Annotated in this window: 14 protein-coding genes; 12 read left to right on the top strand and 2 right to left on the bottom strand. The window is 34.8% G+C overall.

Features of this window, described 5'->3' with window-relative positions; translation table 11 throughout:
• Positions 1–24: 24 nt before the first annotated feature.
• Positions 25–2,400, bottom strand: a complete 2,376-nt coding sequence (locus tag ABY905_RS03500; RefSeq protein WP_372640553.1) for a penicillin-binding protein 1A — start codon at positions 2,398–2,400, stop codon at positions 25–27.
• 219 nt (positions 2,401–2,619) lie between these two features.
• Here ABY905_RS03500 and topA point away from each other — a divergent pair, with 219 nt between their 5' ends.
• From topA to gldN, 6 genes are all read left to right on the top strand, one after another.
• Positions 2,620–5,043 (top strand): type I DNA topoisomerase, encoded by a 2,424-nt coding sequence (gene topA / locus ABY905_RS03495; RefSeq protein WP_372640551.1) that lies wholly within the window; start codon positions 2,620–2,622, stop codon positions 5,041–5,043.
• Between the two features lie 265 nt (positions 5,044–5,308).
• Positions 5,309–6,226, top strand: a complete 918-nt coding sequence (locus ABY905_RS03490) for a type IX secretion system membrane protein PorP/SprF (RefSeq protein WP_372640548.1) — start codon at positions 5,309–5,311, stop codon at positions 6,224–6,226.
• A 46-nt stretch (positions 6,227–6,272) separates the two neighbouring features.
• Complete coding sequence (locus ABY905_RS03485) at positions 6,273–7,607, top strand: SUMF1/EgtB/PvdO family nonheme iron enzyme (RefSeq protein ID WP_372640546.1); 1,335 nt, start codon at positions 6,273–6,275, stop codon at positions 7,605–7,607.
• A 31-nt stretch (positions 7,608–7,638) separates the two neighbouring features.
• Entirely contained in the window at positions 7,639–8,586 is a 948-nt protein-coding gene (gene gldL / locus ABY905_RS03480) for a gliding motility protein GldL (RefSeq protein WP_372640544.1), read from the top strand.
• 29 nt (positions 8,587–8,615) lie between these two features.
• Positions 8,616–10,169 carry a gliding motility protein GldM gene (gene gldM, locus ABY905_RS03475; RefSeq protein ID WP_372640542.1) on the top strand — a complete coding sequence of 518 codons (1,554 nt, stop codon included), beginning with the start codon at positions 8,616–8,618 and terminating at the stop codon, positions 10,167–10,169.
• 127 nt (positions 10,170–10,296) lie between these two features.
• Positions 10,297–11,145: a gliding motility protein GldN gene (gldN, locus tag ABY905_RS03470; RefSeq protein ID WP_372640540.1), complete on the top strand. Its 849-nt coding sequence runs from the start codon at positions 10,297–10,299 to the stop codon at positions 11,143–11,145.
• Positions 11,146–11,191: 46 nt separating this feature from the next.
• Here gldN and ABY905_RS03465 read toward each other — a convergent pair whose 3' ends face one another.
• Positions 11,192–12,274, bottom strand: a complete 1,083-nt coding sequence (locus tag ABY905_RS03465) for a mannose-1-phosphate guanylyltransferase (RefSeq protein ID WP_372640537.1) — start codon at positions 12,272–12,274, stop codon at positions 11,192–11,194.
• 169 nt (positions 12,275–12,443) lie between these two features.
• Between ABY905_RS03465 and ABY905_RS03460 the strand changes: the two genes are divergently transcribed.
• From ABY905_RS03460 to ABY905_RS03435, 6 genes are all read left to right on the top strand, one after another.
• Positions 12,444–13,184 (top strand): MlaE family ABC transporter permease, encoded by a 741-nt coding sequence (locus ABY905_RS03460; RefSeq protein ID WP_372640534.1) that lies wholly within the window; start codon positions 12,444–12,446, stop codon positions 13,182–13,184.
• The gene (locus ABY905_RS03455) at positions 13,181–13,933 is read left to right on the top strand and encodes an ABC transporter ATP-binding protein (protein WP_372640531.1); all 753 of its coding nucleotides are present in this window, start codon (positions 13,181–13,183) and stop codon (positions 13,931–13,933) included. Before ABY905_RS03460 ends, ABY905_RS03455 begins: the two co-directional genes overlap by 4 nt.
• 105 nt (positions 13,934–14,038) lie before the next feature.
• Positions 14,039–14,941 (top strand): DUF4296 domain-containing protein, encoded by a 903-nt coding sequence (locus ABY905_RS03450; RefSeq protein WP_372640528.1) that lies wholly within the window; start codon positions 14,039–14,041, stop codon positions 14,939–14,941.
• Entirely contained in the window at positions 14,941–15,693 is a 753-nt protein-coding gene (locus tag ABY905_RS03445; RefSeq protein WP_372640525.1) for an amidohydrolase family protein, read from the top strand. Before ABY905_RS03450 ends, ABY905_RS03445 begins: the two co-directional genes overlap by 1 nt.
• 205 nt (positions 15,694–15,898) lie before the next feature.
• Positions 15,899–19,462 (top strand): tetratricopeptide repeat protein, encoded by a 3,564-nt coding sequence (locus tag ABY905_RS03440; protein ID WP_372640523.1) that lies wholly within the window; start codon positions 15,899–15,901, stop codon positions 19,460–19,462.
• 160 nt (positions 19,463–19,622) lie between these two features.
• The coding region (locus tag ABY905_RS03435) for a response regulator (RefSeq protein ID WP_372640521.1) at positions 19,623–20,857 on the top strand (1,235 nt) is incomplete at its 3' end.

Raw genomic sequence — 20,857 nt, 5'->3', positions numbered from 1 at the left:
GCCAATAATATTAGATGACTGATTTTAAAAGAAATCTTCTTCTTCATTTTGGATTAAACCCTTATTTCTTGGGTTTTTAGATTGAGTGTTACAATCCAGATCAATATTGAAACCTATAGGTTTTTCAAACTTGCCTTTCGGTATATTTAAAGATTCATCAGCATATACTTTTTGCATATATAGTCCCCAAATTGGTAAAGCCATATTAGCTCCTTGTCCTTGAGTAATTCCTTCGAAATGGATGGCTCTATCTTCAGCTCCAACCCAAACTCCAGAGACCAGATTGGGTGTAACACCCATAAACCAACCATCCGAATGATTTTGGGTGGTTCCTGTTTTTCCCCCAATAGGGTTACGAAGGTTGTACTTCCATCTCAGGCGCCCAGCTGTTCCTCGATTCACAACACCTTCAAGAAGGTTGGTCATCAGGTAAGCTGTTTTAGCACTCATCGCCTCACGTTTTTGAGGGATTGAGCGAGCAATCTCATTTCCTTTGCTATCTTCAATTCTTGAAATAAAACGAGGTTTAATATAAACGCCTTTGTTTGCATAAGTAGCATAGGCTCCTACCATTTCACGAACTGTAATTTCGGATGTTCCTAAGAATATTGAAGGCACAGGATCAATTCGACTGACGATACCCATCTTTTTTGCCATTTCGACAATTGCATTGGGTTTGAACTGTTTCAAAACCCAGCCAGAGATATTGTTTACAGAATTCGCCAGCCCCCATCTAAGGGTTACCATCTCTCCAGAACGTTTGCTTGTAGAGTTTCTTGAGGTCCATGTTGTTCCGTCACCGACATCAAAAGTCTGTGCAATATTTGGAACTTTATCGCATGGTGTTAATCCCTCTTGCATGGCTACTGTGTACAGGAATGGTTTGATGATAGAACCAACTTGGCGCTTACCATTATTTACCATATCGTACATAAAGTATTTGTAATTTGGTCCACCTACGTAGGCTCTAACTTCGCCTGTTTGTGGAACCATAGACATAAAACCAGCTCTAAGAAATCCCTTATAATACAGCATAGAATCGTTAGGTGACAATATAGTATCACGCTCCCCTTTCCAGGTGAAGATTCTCATTGGGGTAGGTGTTTCAAAAATACTTTTAATAGAATCAAGAGAAATATCTTTGTCTTTTAGAACACGGAACCTTTCACTTCTTCTCATTGATAAGTATAAATTCCGTTCTACGGCTTCGTCGTCTAAATCATCAGAAAAAGGAGGATTTTTGTGATATCTCTTCTCATTGTCAAAAGCAGGTTGTAAATCAAGGCCTAAATGCTCTCTGACGGCTTGCTCGGCATATTTCTGCATACGAGAATCAATGGTCGTATATATTTTTAAACCATCCTTATAAATATTATAGGATTCTCCATCTGCTTTTTTATTTTTATTACACCATCCAAAAAATGGGTTATTCTTCCATTGAAGAGAATCTTCAATAAATTGTTGTTTATTCCACGAAGGATATCGACTTTCTAGGGGTTTTCTTGCTGTAAGGCTTGTTCTTAAATATTCTCTAAAATACGTTGCACTTCCTCTTCGGTGGTCAACTTTTTGGTAATCCAGGTTAAGAGGTAAAAGCTTTAGAGAATCGTATTGCTGTTGCTCAAGATAGTTATACTTCACCATTTGGCTTAAGACAACATTACGCCTATCTAAAGTCAATTCAGGTCGGCGAAGTGGATTGTAGTATGAAGAGTTTTTAGCCATACCAACTAACATTGCGGACTGTTCAACTTTAAGCGAATCGGGAGTTGTATTAAAATATACGCGGGCTGCAGATTTAACACCTACAGCTAAGTTTAAGAAATCGTACTTATTTAAATACATGGTAAGAATTTCTTCTTTGGTATAGCTACGTTCAAGTTTAACACTGATAACCCACTCACGAAATTTTCGGAAGACCATATCAACCTTGCTGCTGAAGCGCTCTCTTGGGAAAAGCATTTTAGCCAATTGTTGCGAAAGCGTACTTCCTCCACCAGCATTTTTGTTGGCAGTAACTAATCCTTTAGCAACACGAGCAAGACCTATTAAATCAATACCTGAGTGATCGTAGAACCTAACATCTTCGGTTGCCACTAAAGCATGAACCATATCAGGAGATAATTCTTCGTATTTTACGAAACTTCTGTTTTGGAAATAGAATTTTCCAAGGAGAACCTTATCTGCAGAATAAATTTCGGTGGCCAAACTATTTTTGGGATTCTCAAGCTCTTCGAAACTCGGCATAAAACCAAAATTTCCATTTGAAACCCCCATAAATAAAAAGAATACACTTAAGACTATAAATGAAAACATAGCCCAGAATGCAATGATATATTTTTTTAAATTTTCAGATACTTCAGTTTTGTTGTCTGTATTATTAAGATCTGACTCAGTCATATTATCTAAAATTAATTGTTGTTCTGCTTTGTTTGTATGCAATTCGTTCGTAAAAATAGTAAATAAAACAACAAATCTTATGAGTATGTTTTTCCTCAAAATACGACCCCTAAAATAAAGAGTTTTGAAAATTAGTATCATAAAATTTGGAACTTAGGGATCATATGTTTTTACTTTGCACAAAATTTAAGAGCACGATTTTCCATAAATATTGATGCGATGGTAGAGAATTTAGTTATTGTTGAGTCCCCTGCAAAGGCGAAAACAATCGAAAAGTTTTTAGGAGACAGTTTTCTTGTGAAGTCCAGTTTTGGGCATATCCGAGATCTTGACAAGAAGGATTTTGGTATTGATATCAAGAACAACTTTACGCCTAAATATATTGTTTCGACGGACAAAAAGAAAGTTGTAACAGAACTAAAGAAGTTGGCGAAGGAAGCAAAAACGGTTTGGATAGCTTCCGATGAGGACCGCGAGGGAGAGGCAATTGCTTGGCATTTGTTTGAGGAACTTAAATTAAAGAAAGAGAATACAAAACGTATTGTTTTTCATGAAATTACAAAAGAGGCAATTCTAAATGCAGTAGAAAATCCACGTCAGATAGATGAGAATTTGGTAAATGCTCAACAGGCTCGTCGAATCCTTGATAGACTTGTAGGATTTGAGATCTCACCTGTCTTGTGGAAAAAGGTTAAACCTTCTTTATCGGCGGGACGTGTGCAGTCTGTGGCTGTTCGTCTTATCGTTGAAAGAGAACGTGAGATCATTGCTTTTAAATCGAAATCATTTTATAAGGTTGTGGCTCATTTCTTAGTTACAGATAAAAATGGTTCGAATAAAGTATTGAAATCGGAACTTCCTAAACGTTTCGACACCAAAGAAGAAACACTAAAGTTTTTGGAGTCATGTAAAAATGCAGAATATCATATCAATGATATTGTGAAGAAGCCATCTGTTAGAAAGCCGGCTGCACCTTTTACAACTTCAACCTTGCAGCAGGAAGCGAGTCGGAAGTTAGGATTTTCAGTTTCTCAAACAATGACAGTTGCTCAGCGTTTGTATGAGGCTGGACATATTACCTATATGAGAACAGACTCCGTAAACTTGTCTGAGACAGCTTTGAAGACTGCCAAAGAGGAAATTACACGTTTGCATGGTGCAGACTATGTGAAGATTAGAAAATATAGTACAAAGAGTAAAGGTGCTCAAGAGGCTCACGAGGCTATTCGTCCTGCATACCTTAATAAGGATCGTGTAGAGGGTGAGTCAAATGAAAAGCGTCTTTATGATTTGATTTGGAAGCGTACTATTGCTTCTCAAATGAGCGATGCTTTGCTCGAAAAAACAAATATTAAAATCAGTATTTCAACAAATGAGGAAAAGTTTGTTGCAACTGGTGAGATGATCAAATTCGAAGGTTTCCTTAAGGTTTATTTGGAATCAACTGACGATGAAGAACAGAAACAAGAAGAATCTCTTCTTCCACAAGTAAGTATTGGTGATAAATTAGAGAATGAGTACATTAAAGCTATTCAGAATTTCACGCACCATCCTCCACGATTTACAGAGGCAAGTTTGGTTAAAAAACTTGAGGAATTAGGGATCGGTCGTCCATCAACATATGCACCAACAATTACTACTGTTCAAAACAGAGGTTATGTTGTTAAAGAAACACGTGATGGTGTACAACGTCAGTATGAGGTCTTCAATCTAATCGACAACTTGATTGAAGAAGAGATGAAAAGTCAAATAACTGGAGCTGAGAATAAGAAATTATTCCCCTCGGATATTGGAATGGTTGTTACTGATTTTCTGGTAAAGCATTTCTCAAATATTATGAACTACAACTTTACAGCTGATGTAGAGAAAGAATTCGATGAGATTGCTCTAGGTAACTCAATTTGGTATGAAATGATTGGGAAATTTTATTTTCCTTTCCACGAAAATGTTGAGAAAACACTTGAAACATCTGACCGTTCTACAGGAGAAAGAATTCTTGGTGAAGATCCAAAAACAGGTAAAGTTATTCTAGTTCGTATTGGACGTTACGGGCCAATGGCTCAATTAGGTGAAAGTGCAGAGGGGGACGAAGAAAAACCAAAATTTGCCAGCTTACTAGCAGGTCAGCATCTTGAAACTATAACTCTTGATGAGGCGATTGATCTTTTTAAACTGCCTAGGGACTTAGGCTTATACGAAGATAAAAAAGTGGTTGTTGCAATTGGGCGTTTTGGACCATATGTTCGTCACGATAGTAAATTCTCATCACTAGAGAAGGATGTTGATGATCCAATGACGATCGATTTGGAAAGAGCAATTGTTTTAATTGAAGAGAAGCGCGAGAAGGATCGCTTGAAGCATATTAAGTCTTTCGAAGAAGATGCTGATATCCAGGTCTTGAACGGTCGCTGGGGACCATATATAGCTTATCAAAAAGAAAATTACAGATTGGCTAAAGATATTGATCCAACATCTCTTTCTTATAAAGATTGTTTGAAAATAATTAAGGATACGCCTCAGAAGAAGAAAAAAACAACTGCAGCAAATAAAACAACAGCGGTAAAGAAGAAGGCTCCAGCTAAGAAAAAAGCTGTAGCTAAAAAGGCGACAGCTACAAAGAAAAAAACGGTTGTCAAGAAATAAAGAATAAATTTTTATTCAAATATTGAATAACTCAAGAATCCAACGATATATTTCGTTGGGTTCTTTTTTTTTTGTGTGTTTTATTGACAATTTAATACCGAAAAATTCAAGAAAAGTGTAATTTTATATATAGCTTGTTTAATGTAAAATATGTGTTTTGTTTGACTAAAGTGACCTCTACTTTGATGAAGCTTGTAAAAGATGAATATTATTGCTTACTTTACAGCAACCAGATTATCATTAGTACAGTATCTGTTTCTATTTTATGAGAAAAATATTTTTCATCATATTGGCTGTTGGGATAAGCTTTGTGTCTAAAGCTCAGCAGGATCCTCAGTTCAGCCAAAATATGTATAACTTACTCACTTTTAACCCTGCATTTGCAGGTGTTGGTGATGAAATGACAGGATCTATTATTAACCGCCAGCAGTGGATCGGATTTGATGATGCTCCTGTTTCTACGGCTTTCAATGGGAATGTGCCGCTGAAAATTGGGCGTAGAATGCATGGTTTGGGTTTAACAGTAATGAGTGATAAATTGGGTGTTGAAAACAAAACCAATATAAAGTTTCAATACGCTTATCAGTTTAAAATATTTAATGGTATTTTGAATGCTGGTTTAAGTGTCGGATTACAAAATAATGCATTAAAAGGAGAATGGAAAGCTTTGGATGATGGAGATGTTCTTTTAACTGGAGGAAATATTGATGCAAATAAAATTGTTTTTGATGCAGGCTTAGGCTTCTATTATAGAAGTAAAACATTATATTTAGGTGCATCAACAACTCATATTAATAAGCCAAACGTGGCTTATAATGAAAGTCTTGAAACATATTTGTATAGACATTATTATTTCATGGGTGGGTATAAGCATGCTCTGAACTACCAGATTGATATTGTACCATCGTTTTTTGTTAAAACAGATGCGATAAGTACACAATATGACATCAATACGAATGTTGTATACAATAAAAAATACCGTGGTGGCGTTTCCTATAGAGTAGACGACGCTTTTGTTTTTTTAGTAGGAATATTATTAAAGAATGGATTAGATATAGGTGTTGCTTATGATATTTCTGTATCAGATATTAAAAAGCCTTCATTAGAATTTATGTTGGCTTATCATTTTACACCGAGTTTAATTAAGCGGAAGCAGAAATATAAGAGTATTCGCTTCCTGTAGAAGAAAAATGTATTAAAAATCAGTGCTTAGCACGAATCATAGAGTTATGAATAAATTTGTTGTTTTTATCGGAGTTATTTTTCTATTAGCATTGTCTAGCTGTGGTCGTAGAAACGAAGGTGGCGAATTGGTTGGTGCTGCACAAAGAGGGAAATATATGGAACCTATTCCACATGGTATGGTTCTTATTCCTAGTGGAAGTTTTACCCAAGGAATCAATGATCAGGATGCAACCTGGGCATTAAATTCTCAATCGAAACGTACTTCTATCGGGGCTTTCTGGATGGATGAAACAGAGATTACTAATAATGAGTACCGTCAGTTTGTAGAGTGGGTACGTGATTCTATAGCTAGAACCAAACTAGGTGAGCAATTTGAAGAGTTTTTGAATTCTGAAGATGAGAATGGTAATCTTATTGAACCTCCAACACTTAATTGGAATACAGAAATTGATTGGGATAATGAGGAGTATGCTGAACTTCTTGAAGAAATGTATGTGCCTGAGCACGAAAGATTCTCGAGCAGAAAAGAAATTGATGCAAGAAAATTAGTTTTTTCTTTTCAATGGGTCGACTTTAAGCAAGCTGCTCGTTTATCAAACCGTTACAATAGCGAAACAGGAGAATACGAAGGTCTAGTTGATGATTATCAAGGAGGACGAAAGAGTATTGAGGATAGATCATCTTTTATTATTAAAGAATCTTTGAATATTTATCCAGATACTTTAAGTTGGATTCACGATTTCACGTATTCATATAACGAGCCCTTGGCAGAGCAATATTTCTGGCACCCGTCATTCGATGATTATCCTGTTGTGGGTGTGAGTTGGAAGCAAGCTCGTGCATTCTGCCGTTGGAGAACAGAGTTCCATAATTCTGCACTAAGAAAAAATGGAAAATATTCAGTTCCTGAATACCGTTTACCAACAGAAACAGAATGGGAATATGCCGCTAGAGGTGGTATTGCTCTAAACCTTTACCCATGGGGAGGTGACTATACTCGCAATGAAAAAGGATGCTTTCTGGCTAACTTTAAACCATTAAGAGGGAACTATGTAGATGATGGTGGTTTGGTTACTTTACGTGTTGGAACATACGAGCCTAACGGATATGGACTTTACGATATGGCAGGTAATGTTGCTGAGTGGACATCTGCAGTATATGCAGAGTCGGCATATAGCTTTACTCACGACATGAATCCAAACTATCAATATAATGCACTACCAAATGATCCTCCTGCTTTAAAGAGAAAAGTTGTAAGAGGTGGATCATGGAAAGATGTTGGGTATTTCCTCCAATGTGGTGTTTCCAGCTATGAATATCAAGATACTGCTAAGTCATTTATTGGATTTAGATGTGTTCGTACACGTCACGTAAAATAATTGTAAATAAAACGATCCTAAATAAGTTATTATGAATATTACCGAAATAGTTGAATCCCCTAGGTGGAAAAGATTTATGGGTTATGTGTACGGTTGGGGTGCATCTGTAGTTTTATTAGGAGCCCTTTTCAAAATTCAACACTGGAATCATGCTGGAACATTGCTAACTGTCGGTATGCTTACCGAAGTAATCATTTTTTTCTTTTCAGCTTTTGAACCCCCACATGAAGAGCCAGATTGGAGTTTGGTTTATCCAGAGCTGATTGGTTTGGATCCTAGAGAAAGAGCGGGAGGTCTTCAAGTTGAAGGTTTAGATGAATTACAATCATTCTTAGAGAATGTGAGTATAGATTCTAATAAGCTATCGAATTTAAGTCAAGGATTAGGTAAGCTCTCTGATGCTGCAGAACGTATTTCAGATATGTCAGAAGCTGCTGTAGTGACCGAGGGATATATAGAAACACTTAGAAATGCTAGTGAATCTGTAGGCATTCTTTCTGATTCTTATAATTCTTCTTCTCAAAATATATCAGAATCGGCTTCAGAATTAAGTCAGTCATATAGCCAATTGGCATCGACTATTTCAAGTAATGGTCAAGAATTCTCTGATAGAGTTCAAGAATCAGGCGATCAGTTATTGAATACTTACGAAGATTTTAAATCTAGTTTAAACGGAAACTTTTCACATATCACTGAAAGTGGCAAGAGTTATGCTGAGTCGATGTCAAGTCTTAATGAAAAATTATCTTCTCTGAATTCTGTGTTTGAATTGCAATTGAAGCATTCAAATGAGCAAATTGATGAAGGACGAAGAGTTCAGGACAACTTTAATGAAATTGTTGAGAATCTTAATGTGACTCTTGATAACACGAAGGTATATCGACAAGAAACTGAAGCATTGAATGATCGTTTATCTGCATTGAATTCTGTGTATGGTAATATGTTGAGTGCTTTAGATATTAGTAAGAATAAAAATTAATATTGACTAAATTTTCTATTTAAGCTAATATGGGAGCATCGAATTGTAAAGAAACACCACGACAGAAAATGATCGGAATGATGTATTTATTCCTGACAGCAATGTTGGCTATAAATGTATCTAATGAGGTATTGGATGCCTTTACTATAATTGATAATGGTTTAGCAAAAACCGTTCGAACTTTCGAACAGAAAAACCAAATGATTTATGGTGAATTCGAAAGAGCCTTAGATGCCAATACTAAAAAAGTAAAACCTTCTTATGACAAGGCAATTGTGATACAGGGTTTATCAAACGATTTGTGTAAGGAGTTACAAGATTATAAGGTTAAGTTAGTTAAGATTGCCGATGGCCCAGAAGGTCGTATAGATAGTATTCAAAAGAAGGATAATATTGATGTTGCGGCTCAACTTATGATTGTTGGTGGCAAAGGAAAAATTTTAAAAAAGCAAGTTTCAGATTTTAGAGAACATATTTTGGGATTGATTCCTGAAAAAGATAGTCTGTTTATACACTCTATTGCTTCGACTTTAAATACGGATGATCCTCCAAAGAAAAAGGCTGGTGATCCAGCTTATTCATGGGAATCTCTTCAATTTGCACATATTCCGTTGGCAGGTGCAGTAACACTTTTATCTAAACTTCAAACGGATATTCGATCGGTAGAATCTGATGCTGTTAAATATCTATTTAATCAGATTGAAGCTGAGTCATTCCCTTTTAATAAGTTGAAAGCTCAAGTGATTGCTAAAACAAATTTCGTATTAAAAGGTGATACGTATGAAGCTGAGGTCTTCTTGGCAGCCAGTGATACTACTCAAAACCCTATAATTACTCTTACAGGTGGTGGAGAAATTAAGAATTTTGATCCTGCATCGAGAAGAGGAATATATACTCGTAAGGAAAATGAATTAGGACAGAAATCATGGGGTGGTGTTGTTCATTATACCACACCGTCTGGAGAAACAAGAGATTATCCATTTGAAGCAGAATATATTGTTAGTGAACCTCAGGTAGTTGTTTCCCCAACTAAAATGAACGTATTTTATGCTGGTGTTGATAATCCTGTCAGTGTATCGGCTCCTGGTTTTACCATGGAAAATATTGATGCTACTGTTGATAATGGCGTACTTGTTAAAAGTGGTGAAGGCTATATTGCAAGACCTCAAATCGTAGGTAAAGTAGCTAATGTTACTGTTAAAGGTAAATTGGATGGCAAGTGGCGTACTTTGAAATCAGTAGAGTTTAGAGTAAAACCTATTCCTGATCCTGTTGCTATGGTAGCAGGTAAAAATGGAGGCTCAATTAATAAGAATCTGTTGGCGATGCAGACTGGTGTGGATGCCGTTATGGATAATTTTGACTTTGACCTGAAATTTAAAATTAAAAGCTTTACTGTTTCAACACAGGTAAAAGGATTTACAAGAGATGAAAAATCAAAGTCTGATTATTTTACACCAGCTCAAGTCAAGTTGCTGAAAGGTTTAAGAAAGAATAGGAAAGTTTATATCGAGGATATTAAGGCTGTTGGACCAGATGGTTCAATTCGTAATCTTCCTGCAATATCGTTTAGAATTAAGTAATTCTTTACGTGAGAATTTAAGTATTGTCGGTTTATTCAAAATGTCTAAACCGTGTTAATTTAGAATTAGATAGCTTACTCTCAATGTAATGAGTAGCAATCTGCCTTGGACATAAAATTATTTACGGATGAAAAGGATTATATTTTTATTAGTCGGTTTAATCATAATGGGTAGCTTTTCTCAATCAAAAGCACAGACAACTCCTACTAGTATTTATTCTAAGGATCATACTAAGAATGAGAGACCCATTCCATATGCTCACATACGTGAGGCAGATGTGATTTTCTCTAAATTAGTTTGGCGTGTTATTAATCTGCGCGAAAAGATGAATCAGCCTATGTATTATCCAACTCGGCCTATGGATGATAGATATAGTTTAATTGATCTTTTGATGTTTGGAATTGAAAATGAAGGACTAACGGCTTATGATACTGATGATGACGAATTTACAATGCCACTCTCAATTGAAGATATTCGTTCTAAATTTGGTGCGGGTGTTGATACAGTTAGACAACAGAACAGAGAAACAGGTTTGATGGAAACAAAGATTGTTCCTAAGACAATGTCTACAAATGAGGTAACTAAATACTTGGTAAAGGAACAGTGGTTATTCGATAAGCAGAGTTCAACTTTACAAGTCAGAATTATTGGTTTATGTCCTATTCGTGAGTACATAAAAGAGGGTGATGGCGAAACTGATGGTTTGCGTAAGAAGATGATGTTCTGGATCTTTTTCCCTGAGGCTAGACAATTGTTAGCAACACATGAAGTTTTTAATCCATTTAATGATGCTCGAAGATTCTCGTATGATGACTTGTTCATGAAGAGGCGTTTTTCAAGTTATATTACACAAGTTTCGAATGTTCATGATAATAGACCAATAGAATCGTATACTGTAGGTCTTCAAACCATGTTGGAATCAGAAAAGATTAAGAATGATCTTTTAAATATGGAACACGATTTTTGGGAATATTAAGATATTATTTAATAAAAAAAAGGAGCCTTTTGGCTCCTTTTTTTTATTAAATAAACTTATTCTTTTTTGAAACTTTAATGTCTCCGATAAATGTTTTAATATCTTTTTCATTTTCCTTTTTGCAAATGAGTAGGGTGTCTTTACTATCAACTATGATATAATCATTTATTCCCTGCACAACGACAAGCTTTTCTTTCGGAACATTAATTAAGCAGTTTTCAGAATCGTAAAGCATAACATTATCGCCCTGAACAGCATTTCCTGCTTCATCTTTGTTTGATCTAATGTAAAGTGATCCCCATGTTCCAAGGTCAGACCAACCAAAATCTGCGCAGAAGACATAAACCTTATCAGACTTTTCCAGTATGCCATAATCGATTGAGATGTTTGGACATTTTGGGTATATCTTGTTAATGAATTCCTTTTCAGAAGCTTCATCTGAAATATTTTCACCCGATGAAAATAGACTATCTACATCAGGCAAGTAGGCTTTAAAAGCTGCATCGATTGCTGTAAGTGACCAAATGAAAATTCCTGAGTTCCAGAAAAAATCACCTGAGTTTAAAAAGACTTTAGCTAGATCTATATTTGGTTTCTCAGTGAAGGTCTTAACTTTTGAAATGCCTAGATCTATAGTGTTATTCTCTACTTGTATATAGCCATAACCAGTCTCTGGGCGATTTGGCTTTAAACCAAGTGTGAGGAGTTTATCCGTATCAGTTACATAGTTTAAACCCTCGTTTATGACATTTAGAAAATCGGTTTCGTTTGTGATTAGATGATCAGCAGGTGAAATTATTATACGAGCATTCTCATCTCGTTGTTTTATTTTATAATTGGCATAAGCTACACAAGGAGCTGTGTTTCGCATGATAGGTTCAAGTAACACTTGTTCAGGCTTAAGCATAGGAAGCTGTTCCAAAACTAAATCCTTATACTGCTCGTTAGTGACGATATAGTAGTTTTCTGAGGGACAAACGGAACTGAATCGTTCAAAAGCCATTTGAATAAGTGTTTTTCCAGTACCTAATATATCAAGAAACTGTTTCGGACTTTTCTGCTTACTTAGTGGCCAAAATCGGGAACCGATACCACCCGCCATAATGACGCAGTAAATGTTTGAATTCATCATTGTGTGTTTTAGATATCTAAGCAAGGATATTTAGTCTCAATTGCTTTTTCTAAAATTACACATTCAATTATTGATTTCAAACAATGATTTGAATGTAGTTGGCTTTTTATTATTCTAGATGATAATTAAGGGATAATTGTTACTTTTATCATAAAATGTAAACCTTATGAGTTTTATTGAAAATATAGGACAATATATCCTTTTTCTGAATAGAGTTTTCTCTAAACCAGAAAGAGGACGCGTGTTTTTTGCACAGATTATCAAAGAGATATATAAACTGGGTGTTAATTCTGTTGGCATTGTGGTTATTATCTCTGTATTTATGGGTGCTGTAATTAGTCTTCAAACAGCCTATAATTTAGTAAACCCTTTATTACCAGACTACCTAGTGGGGTATACTACTCGTGAATCGATGATACTGGAATTTTCGTCCACAATAGTTGGTTTAATATTAGCAGGAAAGGTTGGTTCTAATATAGCTTCTGAAATAGGATCTATGCGTGTTACGGAGCAGATTGATGCACTTGAAATTATGGGAGTTAATTCAGCAAGTTATTTAATCTTCCCTAAGATAATAGCTGCCGTTTTTATTAACCCATTCTTATACATTCTCAGTGTTTTTGTTGGGATTGCAGGTGGTTTATTGGCTAGTTCATTTACAAATGTCGTTAGTATTTCCGATTTTCTTTATGGTGTACAAAATGATTTTATTCCTTACTACATAACTTATTCTTTAATCAAAACGCTTGTTTTTGCTTTTATCATTACTTCGATTCCATCTTATTATGGGTATTTTGTTTCTGGAGGTGCTTTAGAAGTTGGTAAAGCCAGTACAAAAGCTGTTGTGAATAGTAGTATTCTTATTCTGTTAGCTAATCTGATTCTTACTCAAATTTTATTGAAATGATTGAATTGAAAGAAGTCAATAAATCCTTTGGCGATTTGAAGGTACTAGATGATATATCTATTCAATTTGAGGCGGGTAAAACAAACTTGATCATTGGACAGAGTGGGTCAGGCAAAACGGTTTTGCTTAAGTCAATCATTGGTTTGCACGAGGTAGATAATGGTCATGTTTTTTATAATGATCGTGATTTTACTCAGATGAATTTTAATGAAAGGAAGCTTATTCGCAAGGAAATGGGAATGGTCTTTCAAGGAGGAGCACTTTTTGATTCTTTATCAGTGGAGGATAATGTTCGTTTTCCTCTTGACATGTTTTCTGATATGAACGAAGATGCTAAACAAGAGCGAGTGAAATTTTGCCTGGATCGTGTTGATATAAAGAAGGCACATAAACTATACCCAGCTGAGATAAGTGGAGGGATGCAAAAGCGTGTAGCTATTGCAAGGGCCATTGCTCTTAATCCAATTTATTTGTTTTGTGATGAGCCCAATTCAGGTCTCGATCCGGTTACAGCTATTTTGATTGATAAGCTAATTCAAGAAATCACCAAGGAATTTAATATGACAACGATTATCAATACGCATGACATGAATTCTGTGATGGAGATAGGCGAAAAAATTCTTTTTATAAATAAAGGAGTGAAAGCTTGGGAAGGTTCAAGTGAAGAGATTTTTGATACTGAGAACCAATCTTTAAATAATTTTGTGTTTGCATCTGATCTTTTTAAAAAGATAAAGAAGGAGCTTTAGTTTTACTTTATATCTGGCAGAATTGCTTCGATTTAAGTATTTTAAACAAGTTTCTATGAACTGATTTTTTATCTTTGTCTAAGATAAATTCCGTACCGACTTATTATGAATAAACAATTAATATTTTTGCTTTTAGCAACATTACTTTTAATCTCTTGTGCTAAAAAAGAGGAAAAAACGTATTTGTCAAAGGATGATTTTACACGAATCCTATTTGATATTCATTTAACTGATGGTGTCTTAACCTCTAAGAATATTGTAACTCGAGGCAAAGAGTATCGCCCTAGTTTTTATTATAATTCGATCTATAAGAAATATAATATTACGCCAGACCAGTTTGATTCTTGTGTAAGTTTTTATACGCAAAATTCTGCCTTATATGAAAAGATTTACGAGAAGGTAATTGATTCTTTGAACCGTATGGAAACGCAGTTTCGCATAACTCTTAAAGATTCTTTAGTTGTTCGCGATACAGTGAATTTATGGAAAGGTAGAAGGAATGTGTTTTTAGGCAGAGGTCATCGTGAGGATTTAAGTTTTTTAATTCCTGTTACGGAAATGGGGATTTATACAGTTCGTGCTAAGGTTAAGCGTTTTAAAGATGATCAAAGCATGAACCCATTCTTAAAGGCTTATTTTTGGAAAGAGGATTCTCTGAAAAAAGGAGAACGAATTTATTTTGATTCTATTCCTATAGAGCATTCAGATGACTTTGTTCGATACGAAACTCAGTTGGAGTACACTGATTCTACTTTTAAAGAGTTGAGAGGAAGTATTATTGTCTGGAGTAATGTGGATAGTAATTTCACTCAGCATATTCAACTGAAAGATATCATGATCTTTAATCCTCAAATTAAGCGTGATTCTATAGGGCTTGATTCTATTGTAAGAATGAAAAGATTTGGAAGAGATGAGTTCAAAAGGTACGAAGAAATTGATAGGCCCCAAAAATATAGAGAACTTGATAAGCCTAGGAAAATTCGAAAAATTGATGAGCTGAAGAAGTAATGAGAAAAATTTCTGCCACTTATATCATCAGTAACGAAGGAACTCCATTGAAGAATGGGATCTTAGTTTTAAATGATGATAATTCTGTTGCTGAATTGATTGATAGAAAAGGTTCTGTTAAAGAAATACAGGATTTAGAATACTATAGTGGGGTTATTGTTCCTGGTTTTGTTGATGTTTTCACCTTTTTGTCATGGCCTAATATGAATACTGGATTGATCAATTCTAACGATTTAGCTAAATTGTCATTGGGGGAAACAGGTGATATTCTGATGATTCAAAAAGCGATTAATCACTTGGAAGCTTTTGGAACTAAAGGTGCCGCAGATTTTTTTCCTGCCAAGAAGAGTCATGATCTTAAAAAAAAATCAAAACTAAGTATTAGAGATATTCATGACACTTCTGAAGTATATACAAGTAAGCTGTTTTCAGAATTCCCAAGTACAGTTTTAGGTCGATTATTCACTAACAATATTTCTGCCGATAAAGCGTTTTGTATAGGGACAGGGAGTTTGTCTAGCCATCTTAAACTATCTGTTTTTGATGAGCTTAAATATTTACAGACTATTAAAGCCGATTTAAGCCTGGAGCAACAAATAAAGTGGGCCTGCTTAAATGGTGCTGATGCTTTAGGTTTCGATCATTTAGGCAGTTTTGAAATAGGTAAGAAACCTGGCGTTAATTTGATTACAAATCTTGATTACGATAATTTCTGTTTGAAATCGGATAGTAAACTTAAGGTGATCGTTTAGAAGAGTTTATTTGTTAGAAATCTTTAGGTGATAAAATTTCCTTGAGACATAAATCCTATTAATGAATTCTTATAAATTGAAGTCGATATAAAAAATAGTTTCTAAGGCTGATAGCTAGCTAATCTATTTGTATATTGTTTTGCATTTTCAAATAGATTATTGAGGTCTTTGAACCTTTAGTATTTCCAATAAAAATAGAATTGCTTTGAATAAAGGAAAGTTAAATACTGTAATTTTGAGTTTGGCTATTGTTCTCTTTTCAATAGCATGCTCTAACCAAAAGAACACCTTTGTGAGTCGTAAATATCACGCACTCACGACTCATTATAATGTTTTTTTTAACGGAAAGGAAAGTCTTAAGGCTGGAAAAAAGAAGATTGAAGACGGCATTGAATACAATTATACCACGATCTTACCTGTATTCGATTATCAGGATATTAGTGCACGAGCTATAGCTGCTGGCGATATTGATAATGCTATAGACAAGGCTACCAAGGCTATAAAATTACACTCGATTACAAGAAAACCTAAGCGTAAAAAAGGAGAACAATCTGATAAGTATAAGGAGTTTCGTAAGAAAAAAGAATTTAATAGTTGGATTGAGGATTGCTACTTACTTCTTGGTAGAGCCCAGTTTTATAAAGCAGATTATAGAACAGCTGAAAAAGCCTTGGAACAAGGCTTGAAGGATTTTCCCAAATCGAAAATAAAGCATGAATTTCAAATTGAATTAGCCAGATGTCAAATCGATCAGGAGAATTATTTTGGAGCGATTGCTTTGCTTGAAGAGGTGAGTGCTTTACCTAAGTTATCTAAAAAGGATAGACTGGAAGTTGCAGCCCTTTTTACAGATATCAGTATTCGTGAGAAAGATTATCTGGCTGCTGTTTCGAACCTACGCACTGCAATTCAGTTGCAAAACACAAAACATATTAAAGCCAAGTATTATTATATTTTGGGTCAGCTGTATCTTAAGTTAGACCAGGCTAGTAATGCTTCAGATGCTTTCTTACGCTTAATAAAATTGCATTCTACCTACGAGATGGCTTTTAATGCCAAAATCTCACAAGCACTTACATACACAGGCTCGGGGAATGGTCCTGAAATTCGCAGGCAGCTAAATAAGATGCTAAAGGATCAGAAAAATGCAGATTACAGAGATCAGATTTATTTTGCCTTAGCTGAAATGGATATGATGGATGGAGATAAAAATGCAGCCATAGAGAATTATTGGAAGTCGACAAAAGAAAGTGTCGCCAATGATAATCAAAAGGCTGTATCATTCATCAAGTTAGCAGATAACTACTTTGCTGATCTTAATTATAAAAAAGCTCAGATTTGTTATGATAGCTCTATGGTTTATCTTGATAAAAACTATCCAAATTATCTTAACATATCACTTAGAGTGGGTAATTTGACCAATTTAGTAAATAATCTAAATATTATTGAAAAAGAGGATAGTTTGCAGAGAATTGCTGGAATGAGTGAGAAGGAAAGAGATTTCCTGATACGTAGTTTGATAGATAAAGAGCTAGAAAAAGAAGAATCTAAAAGATTAGCTGAAGCTGAGAATAGAGCAGATAAAACGTTCTTTACTCAGAATAATATGGTCGGGAATTTTAGTTCCAATAATTCATCTCAAACACAAGGGAATTGGTATTTCTATAACCCAACAACTGTGGGGTTAGGGAAATCAGAATTTCTGCGTAAGTGGGGAAGGAGAAAACTAACGGATAACTGGAGGCGTAAGAATAAATCAATTGCAACAGGTGATAATTTAGATGTTGATCCTATTGACGAAAATGGAGATACAAAAGTTATTGTTGATAAAGGCGATCGTAAGAATAAATCCTACTATCTCGTTGATTTACCTTTAACTGATGAATTGATAGAAAAATCGAATCAAGATATAATGGAAGCTTTACACGAGGCGTCATTTGTATATTCTGAACGATTGTTTGATAGAGCTAAAGCAATTGAGATAATGGAGGTTTTATTAAAACGCTTCCCTCAAAACCCCTATTTGTTATCAGCTTATTACCAATGCTATTCCTTGTATAAACAGGAAAATAATTATTCTAAATCGGAATACTATAAGAATAAGATTCTCACAGAATTTGCAGATACAGATTATGCTAAAGCTTTAAATGATCCGGATTATTGGGCAAAAATTGAAGCGCAAAATAGGGAGGCCGAATCATTTTATTTAACAGCTTATGATGCTTTTCAAAACTTTTATTACGAGCAAGTTATTCGTATTTGTGAACAAGGCTTGAAGAAATATCCAGAGTCGAAATTAGAATCAAATTTCTTGTTTTTAAGAGCTTTGTCCATAGGACGAACTCAAAGTGTAGAAGATTTTAAGATAGTGCTTCAGGAGCTTCTTGAATCAAAGCCAAGCTCCGAAATTGAAGAAGTTTCTCGTGGTATTTTGAGTACTCTAAATGCAGGATCTGTTCCAATTCAGTATTCTCAGGAAGATATGAATAAGGCTAGGCAGAATCGATTACTGATTAATTGGAGGATTGAAGATCAGTTGGCCCTTGAAATGGCAAATGGAGGTGGGAGCGATTTTAATATTGAAAAAGAATATTTTAAGTTCATTCCTAACGAAGAGCATTACTTTGTCCTCTTATTCAAGAGAAGAGCCTTAGATCCTAATAAAACCATGTTCAATATTGATCGTTACAACAGATCAGAGAATAAAAGAAGCTTAAGAACAGATCGTCTTTCAATGAATAAAAATGATGTTATTATTTTAGTTAAGGGGCTTAAGAATAAAGAAGAAGCTTTGACTTATTTTAATCAAATTATTGCGTCAGATAAAGCTTATAGAGGTCTGGAAAATGTACCTTATAAAAACTTCTTAATATCGGTATCAAATTTTGAAACAATGAAGAATGAAGAACTCATTGATGAATATATGAGTTTCTATAAGAAGCATTATTATCAGAAGAAAGCGGCATTGATAGAGCAAGAGGGTGAATTGGTTGATGAAGAGATACATGATCAGGATTTCGAAATTGATTCAAAAGATAATCATCGCTTCATTTTATTAGTGCCTTCACGCAAGATAAATGTGATAAAGATAAAGAATGATGTCTTCAATCATGATAAGGATTTCCGAGCTATAAAAGAACAATACGATGAAACCCACCATATGGTGATTGTCAATAATCTGGGATCACAGGATTCAGCAATGGACTATTTTGATCAAATTACAAAAGATAAAAAGGTGTTTGATCAGCTAGCTCAAATTGATTATGAGAGTTTTGTGATTGGAGAGAAGAATTTTATGAAGTTTTTTGTGAATAGAAGTTTGAATAAATATCTATCTTTTTTTAGTGAGAACTACATTAAAAAAGCGGCTAAAAACCAAGAGGATAAATCGAAAGTAGTCGAAAATGATAATGGACCTTACCAGTATAATGCAAACTTGGCTCACGATTTTGTTCTAATCTTTAAAAAAGAAGGCGTAAATTCTAAGGCCGTTGAAAACAAGATTAAGAAATACAATACGAAAACTTTGAAAACAGAACTTCTATCTCTTGACGAAGAACGTGATATGATTGTCGTTTCTAATATGAGAAATAAAAAACAGGCGATGATGTATTTCAGAGCGATCATATCCAATCGAAATCTATTTGATCAGGTTGAAAAGTCTGGCTATAGAAATTTTATTATCTCGAAGGATAATTTTGAGATGTTTAAAAATCTAACGGATACGGATGAGTATTTGAAATTTTTTAGCAAGCGCTACTTAAATTAAGCTTTCTTAATGTTATTGTTGAAATATATTGGCCGTAAGGAACGTTACTAATGGAGTAGGACAAGTTGAGAAATTGAAAAGCATAAAGAATCTTGTTACTACGATGAATACTAAAGGTAATAGTGCATTACCAATTGTAGAACATTAAAAAGATTTGTACGTGAAAGCAATTAAGATACTTTGGGTTGACGATGAGATAGACTTATTAAAACCACATATTATTTTCCTTGAGGGAAAAGATTATATCGTTGAAACTTGTAATAATGCTCCTGAGGCAATCGATATGGTTCGCAAGACCCATTACGATTTGGTTTTATTGGATGAGAATATGCCTGGTATGACGGGTTTGGAAGCTTTGTCAGAGATAAAGGCTATCGATCTGACTCTTCCCATAGTGATGATCACAAAGAGTGAGGAAGAAGATATCATGGATGAAGCCATTGGAGGTCATATAAGCGACTATCTGATCAAGCCCGTAAATCCTAAGCAAATTCTTCTGAGCATCAAAAAAAATACGGATAAAAGGCGATTAGTATCTGAAAAAACCACCTCTGCCTATCAATCCAGATTCTCACAGTTAGGAATGGAGATAAATGATTGTAGGAACTTTGATGATTGGAAACAAGTCTACAAAAAATTGGTTTTTTGGGAACTGGAACTTGCCGGAATCGAAGATTCAGGTATGGATGAGGTACTCAAGATGCAGAAATCAGAAGCCAATAATTTATTTGCTCGCTATATAAAGAAGAACTATTTGGATTGGATGAATACCGATTCCATAGATAAGCCTCTATTCTCGCACAATGTTTTTAAGAATAAGGTTTTCCCGCTTTTAGATAAAGGGGATAAGGTTGTTTTTATTTTGATCGACAATTTACGTGTAGATCAGTGGCAGATCTTGTATCCAATTATTAGTGAGTATTTTGTAATGAAGGATGATGATATGTATTGTTCTATCTTACCTACAGCTACGCAATATGCGCGGAATGCTATGTTCTCAGGCTTGATGCCTTTAGATATCCAGAAGCAGTATCCGACACTTTGGATTAATGATGATGAAGATAGCAGCAAGAATTTGCATGAAGAGGAGCTCATAGGGTTGCATTTAAAACGTAAGTTTAAAGATATTAAATACAACTATGAGAAGGTCAGCTCTAAGAAAGGGGGAGCTAAAATTCTTGATAATTTATCAACCCTGCTGGATTCTCAGTTGAATGTCTTTGTTTACAATTTTGTGGATATGCTTTCTCATGCACGTACTGAAAGTGAGATGATTCGTGAATTGGCAAATGACGAGGCAGCCTATCGTTCGTTGACTGCTTCCTGGTTTGAACATTCCCAGTTACTAGAATTGATTAAGAAATTATCGGAGCAAAATATTAAGCTTATTATTTC

Source organism: Ancylomarina sp. (assembly GCF_041555295.1).
In the GTDB taxonomy this organism is placed as follows: domain Bacteria; phylum Bacteroidota; class Bacteroidia; order Bacteroidales; family Marinifilaceae; genus Ancylomarina.
Note: the sequence above shows the minus strand (reverse complement) of the source record. Positions and strands in the feature narration are given on the sequence as shown.

Coding starts and splice junctions, on each gene's coding strand:
- ABY905_RS03500 (WP_372640553.1), bottom strand. CDS start 2,400: ATGACTGAGTCAGATCTTAATAATACAGACAACAAAACTGAAGTATCT.
- topA (WP_372640551.1), top strand. CDS start 2,620: ATGGTAGAGAATTTAGTTATTGTTGAGTCCCCTGCAAAGGCGAAAACA.
- ABY905_RS03490 (WP_372640548.1), top strand. CDS start 5,309: ATGAGAAAAATATTTTTCATCATATTGGCTGTTGGGATAAGCTTTGTG.
- ABY905_RS03485 (WP_372640546.1), top strand. CDS start 6,273: ATGAATAAATTTGTTGTTTTTATCGGAGTTATTTTTCTATTAGCATTG.
- gldL (WP_372640544.1), top strand. CDS start 7,639: ATGAATATTACCGAAATAGTTGAATCCCCTAGGTGGAAAAGATTTATG.
- gldM (WP_372640542.1), top strand. CDS start 8,616: ATGGGAGCATCGAATTGTAAAGAAACACCACGACAGAAAATGATCGGA.
- gldN (WP_372640540.1), top strand. CDS start 10,297: ATGAAAAGGATTATATTTTTATTAGTCGGTTTAATCATAATGGGTAGC.
- ABY905_RS03465 (WP_372640537.1), bottom strand. CDS start 12,274: ATGAATTCAAACATTTACTGCGTCATTATGGCGGGTGGTATCGGTTCC.
- ABY905_RS03460 (WP_372640534.1), top strand. CDS start 12,444: ATGAGTTTTATTGAAAATATAGGACAATATATCCTTTTTCTGAATAGA.
- ABY905_RS03455 (WP_372640531.1), top strand. CDS start 13,181: ATGATTGAATTGAAAGAAGTCAATAAATCCTTTGGCGATTTGAAGGTA.
- ABY905_RS03450 (WP_372640528.1), top strand. CDS start 14,039: ATGAATAAACAATTAATATTTTTGCTTTTAGCAACATTACTTTTAATC.
- ABY905_RS03445 (WP_372640525.1), top strand. CDS start 14,941: ATGAGAAAAATTTCTGCCACTTATATCATCAGTAACGAAGGAACTCCA.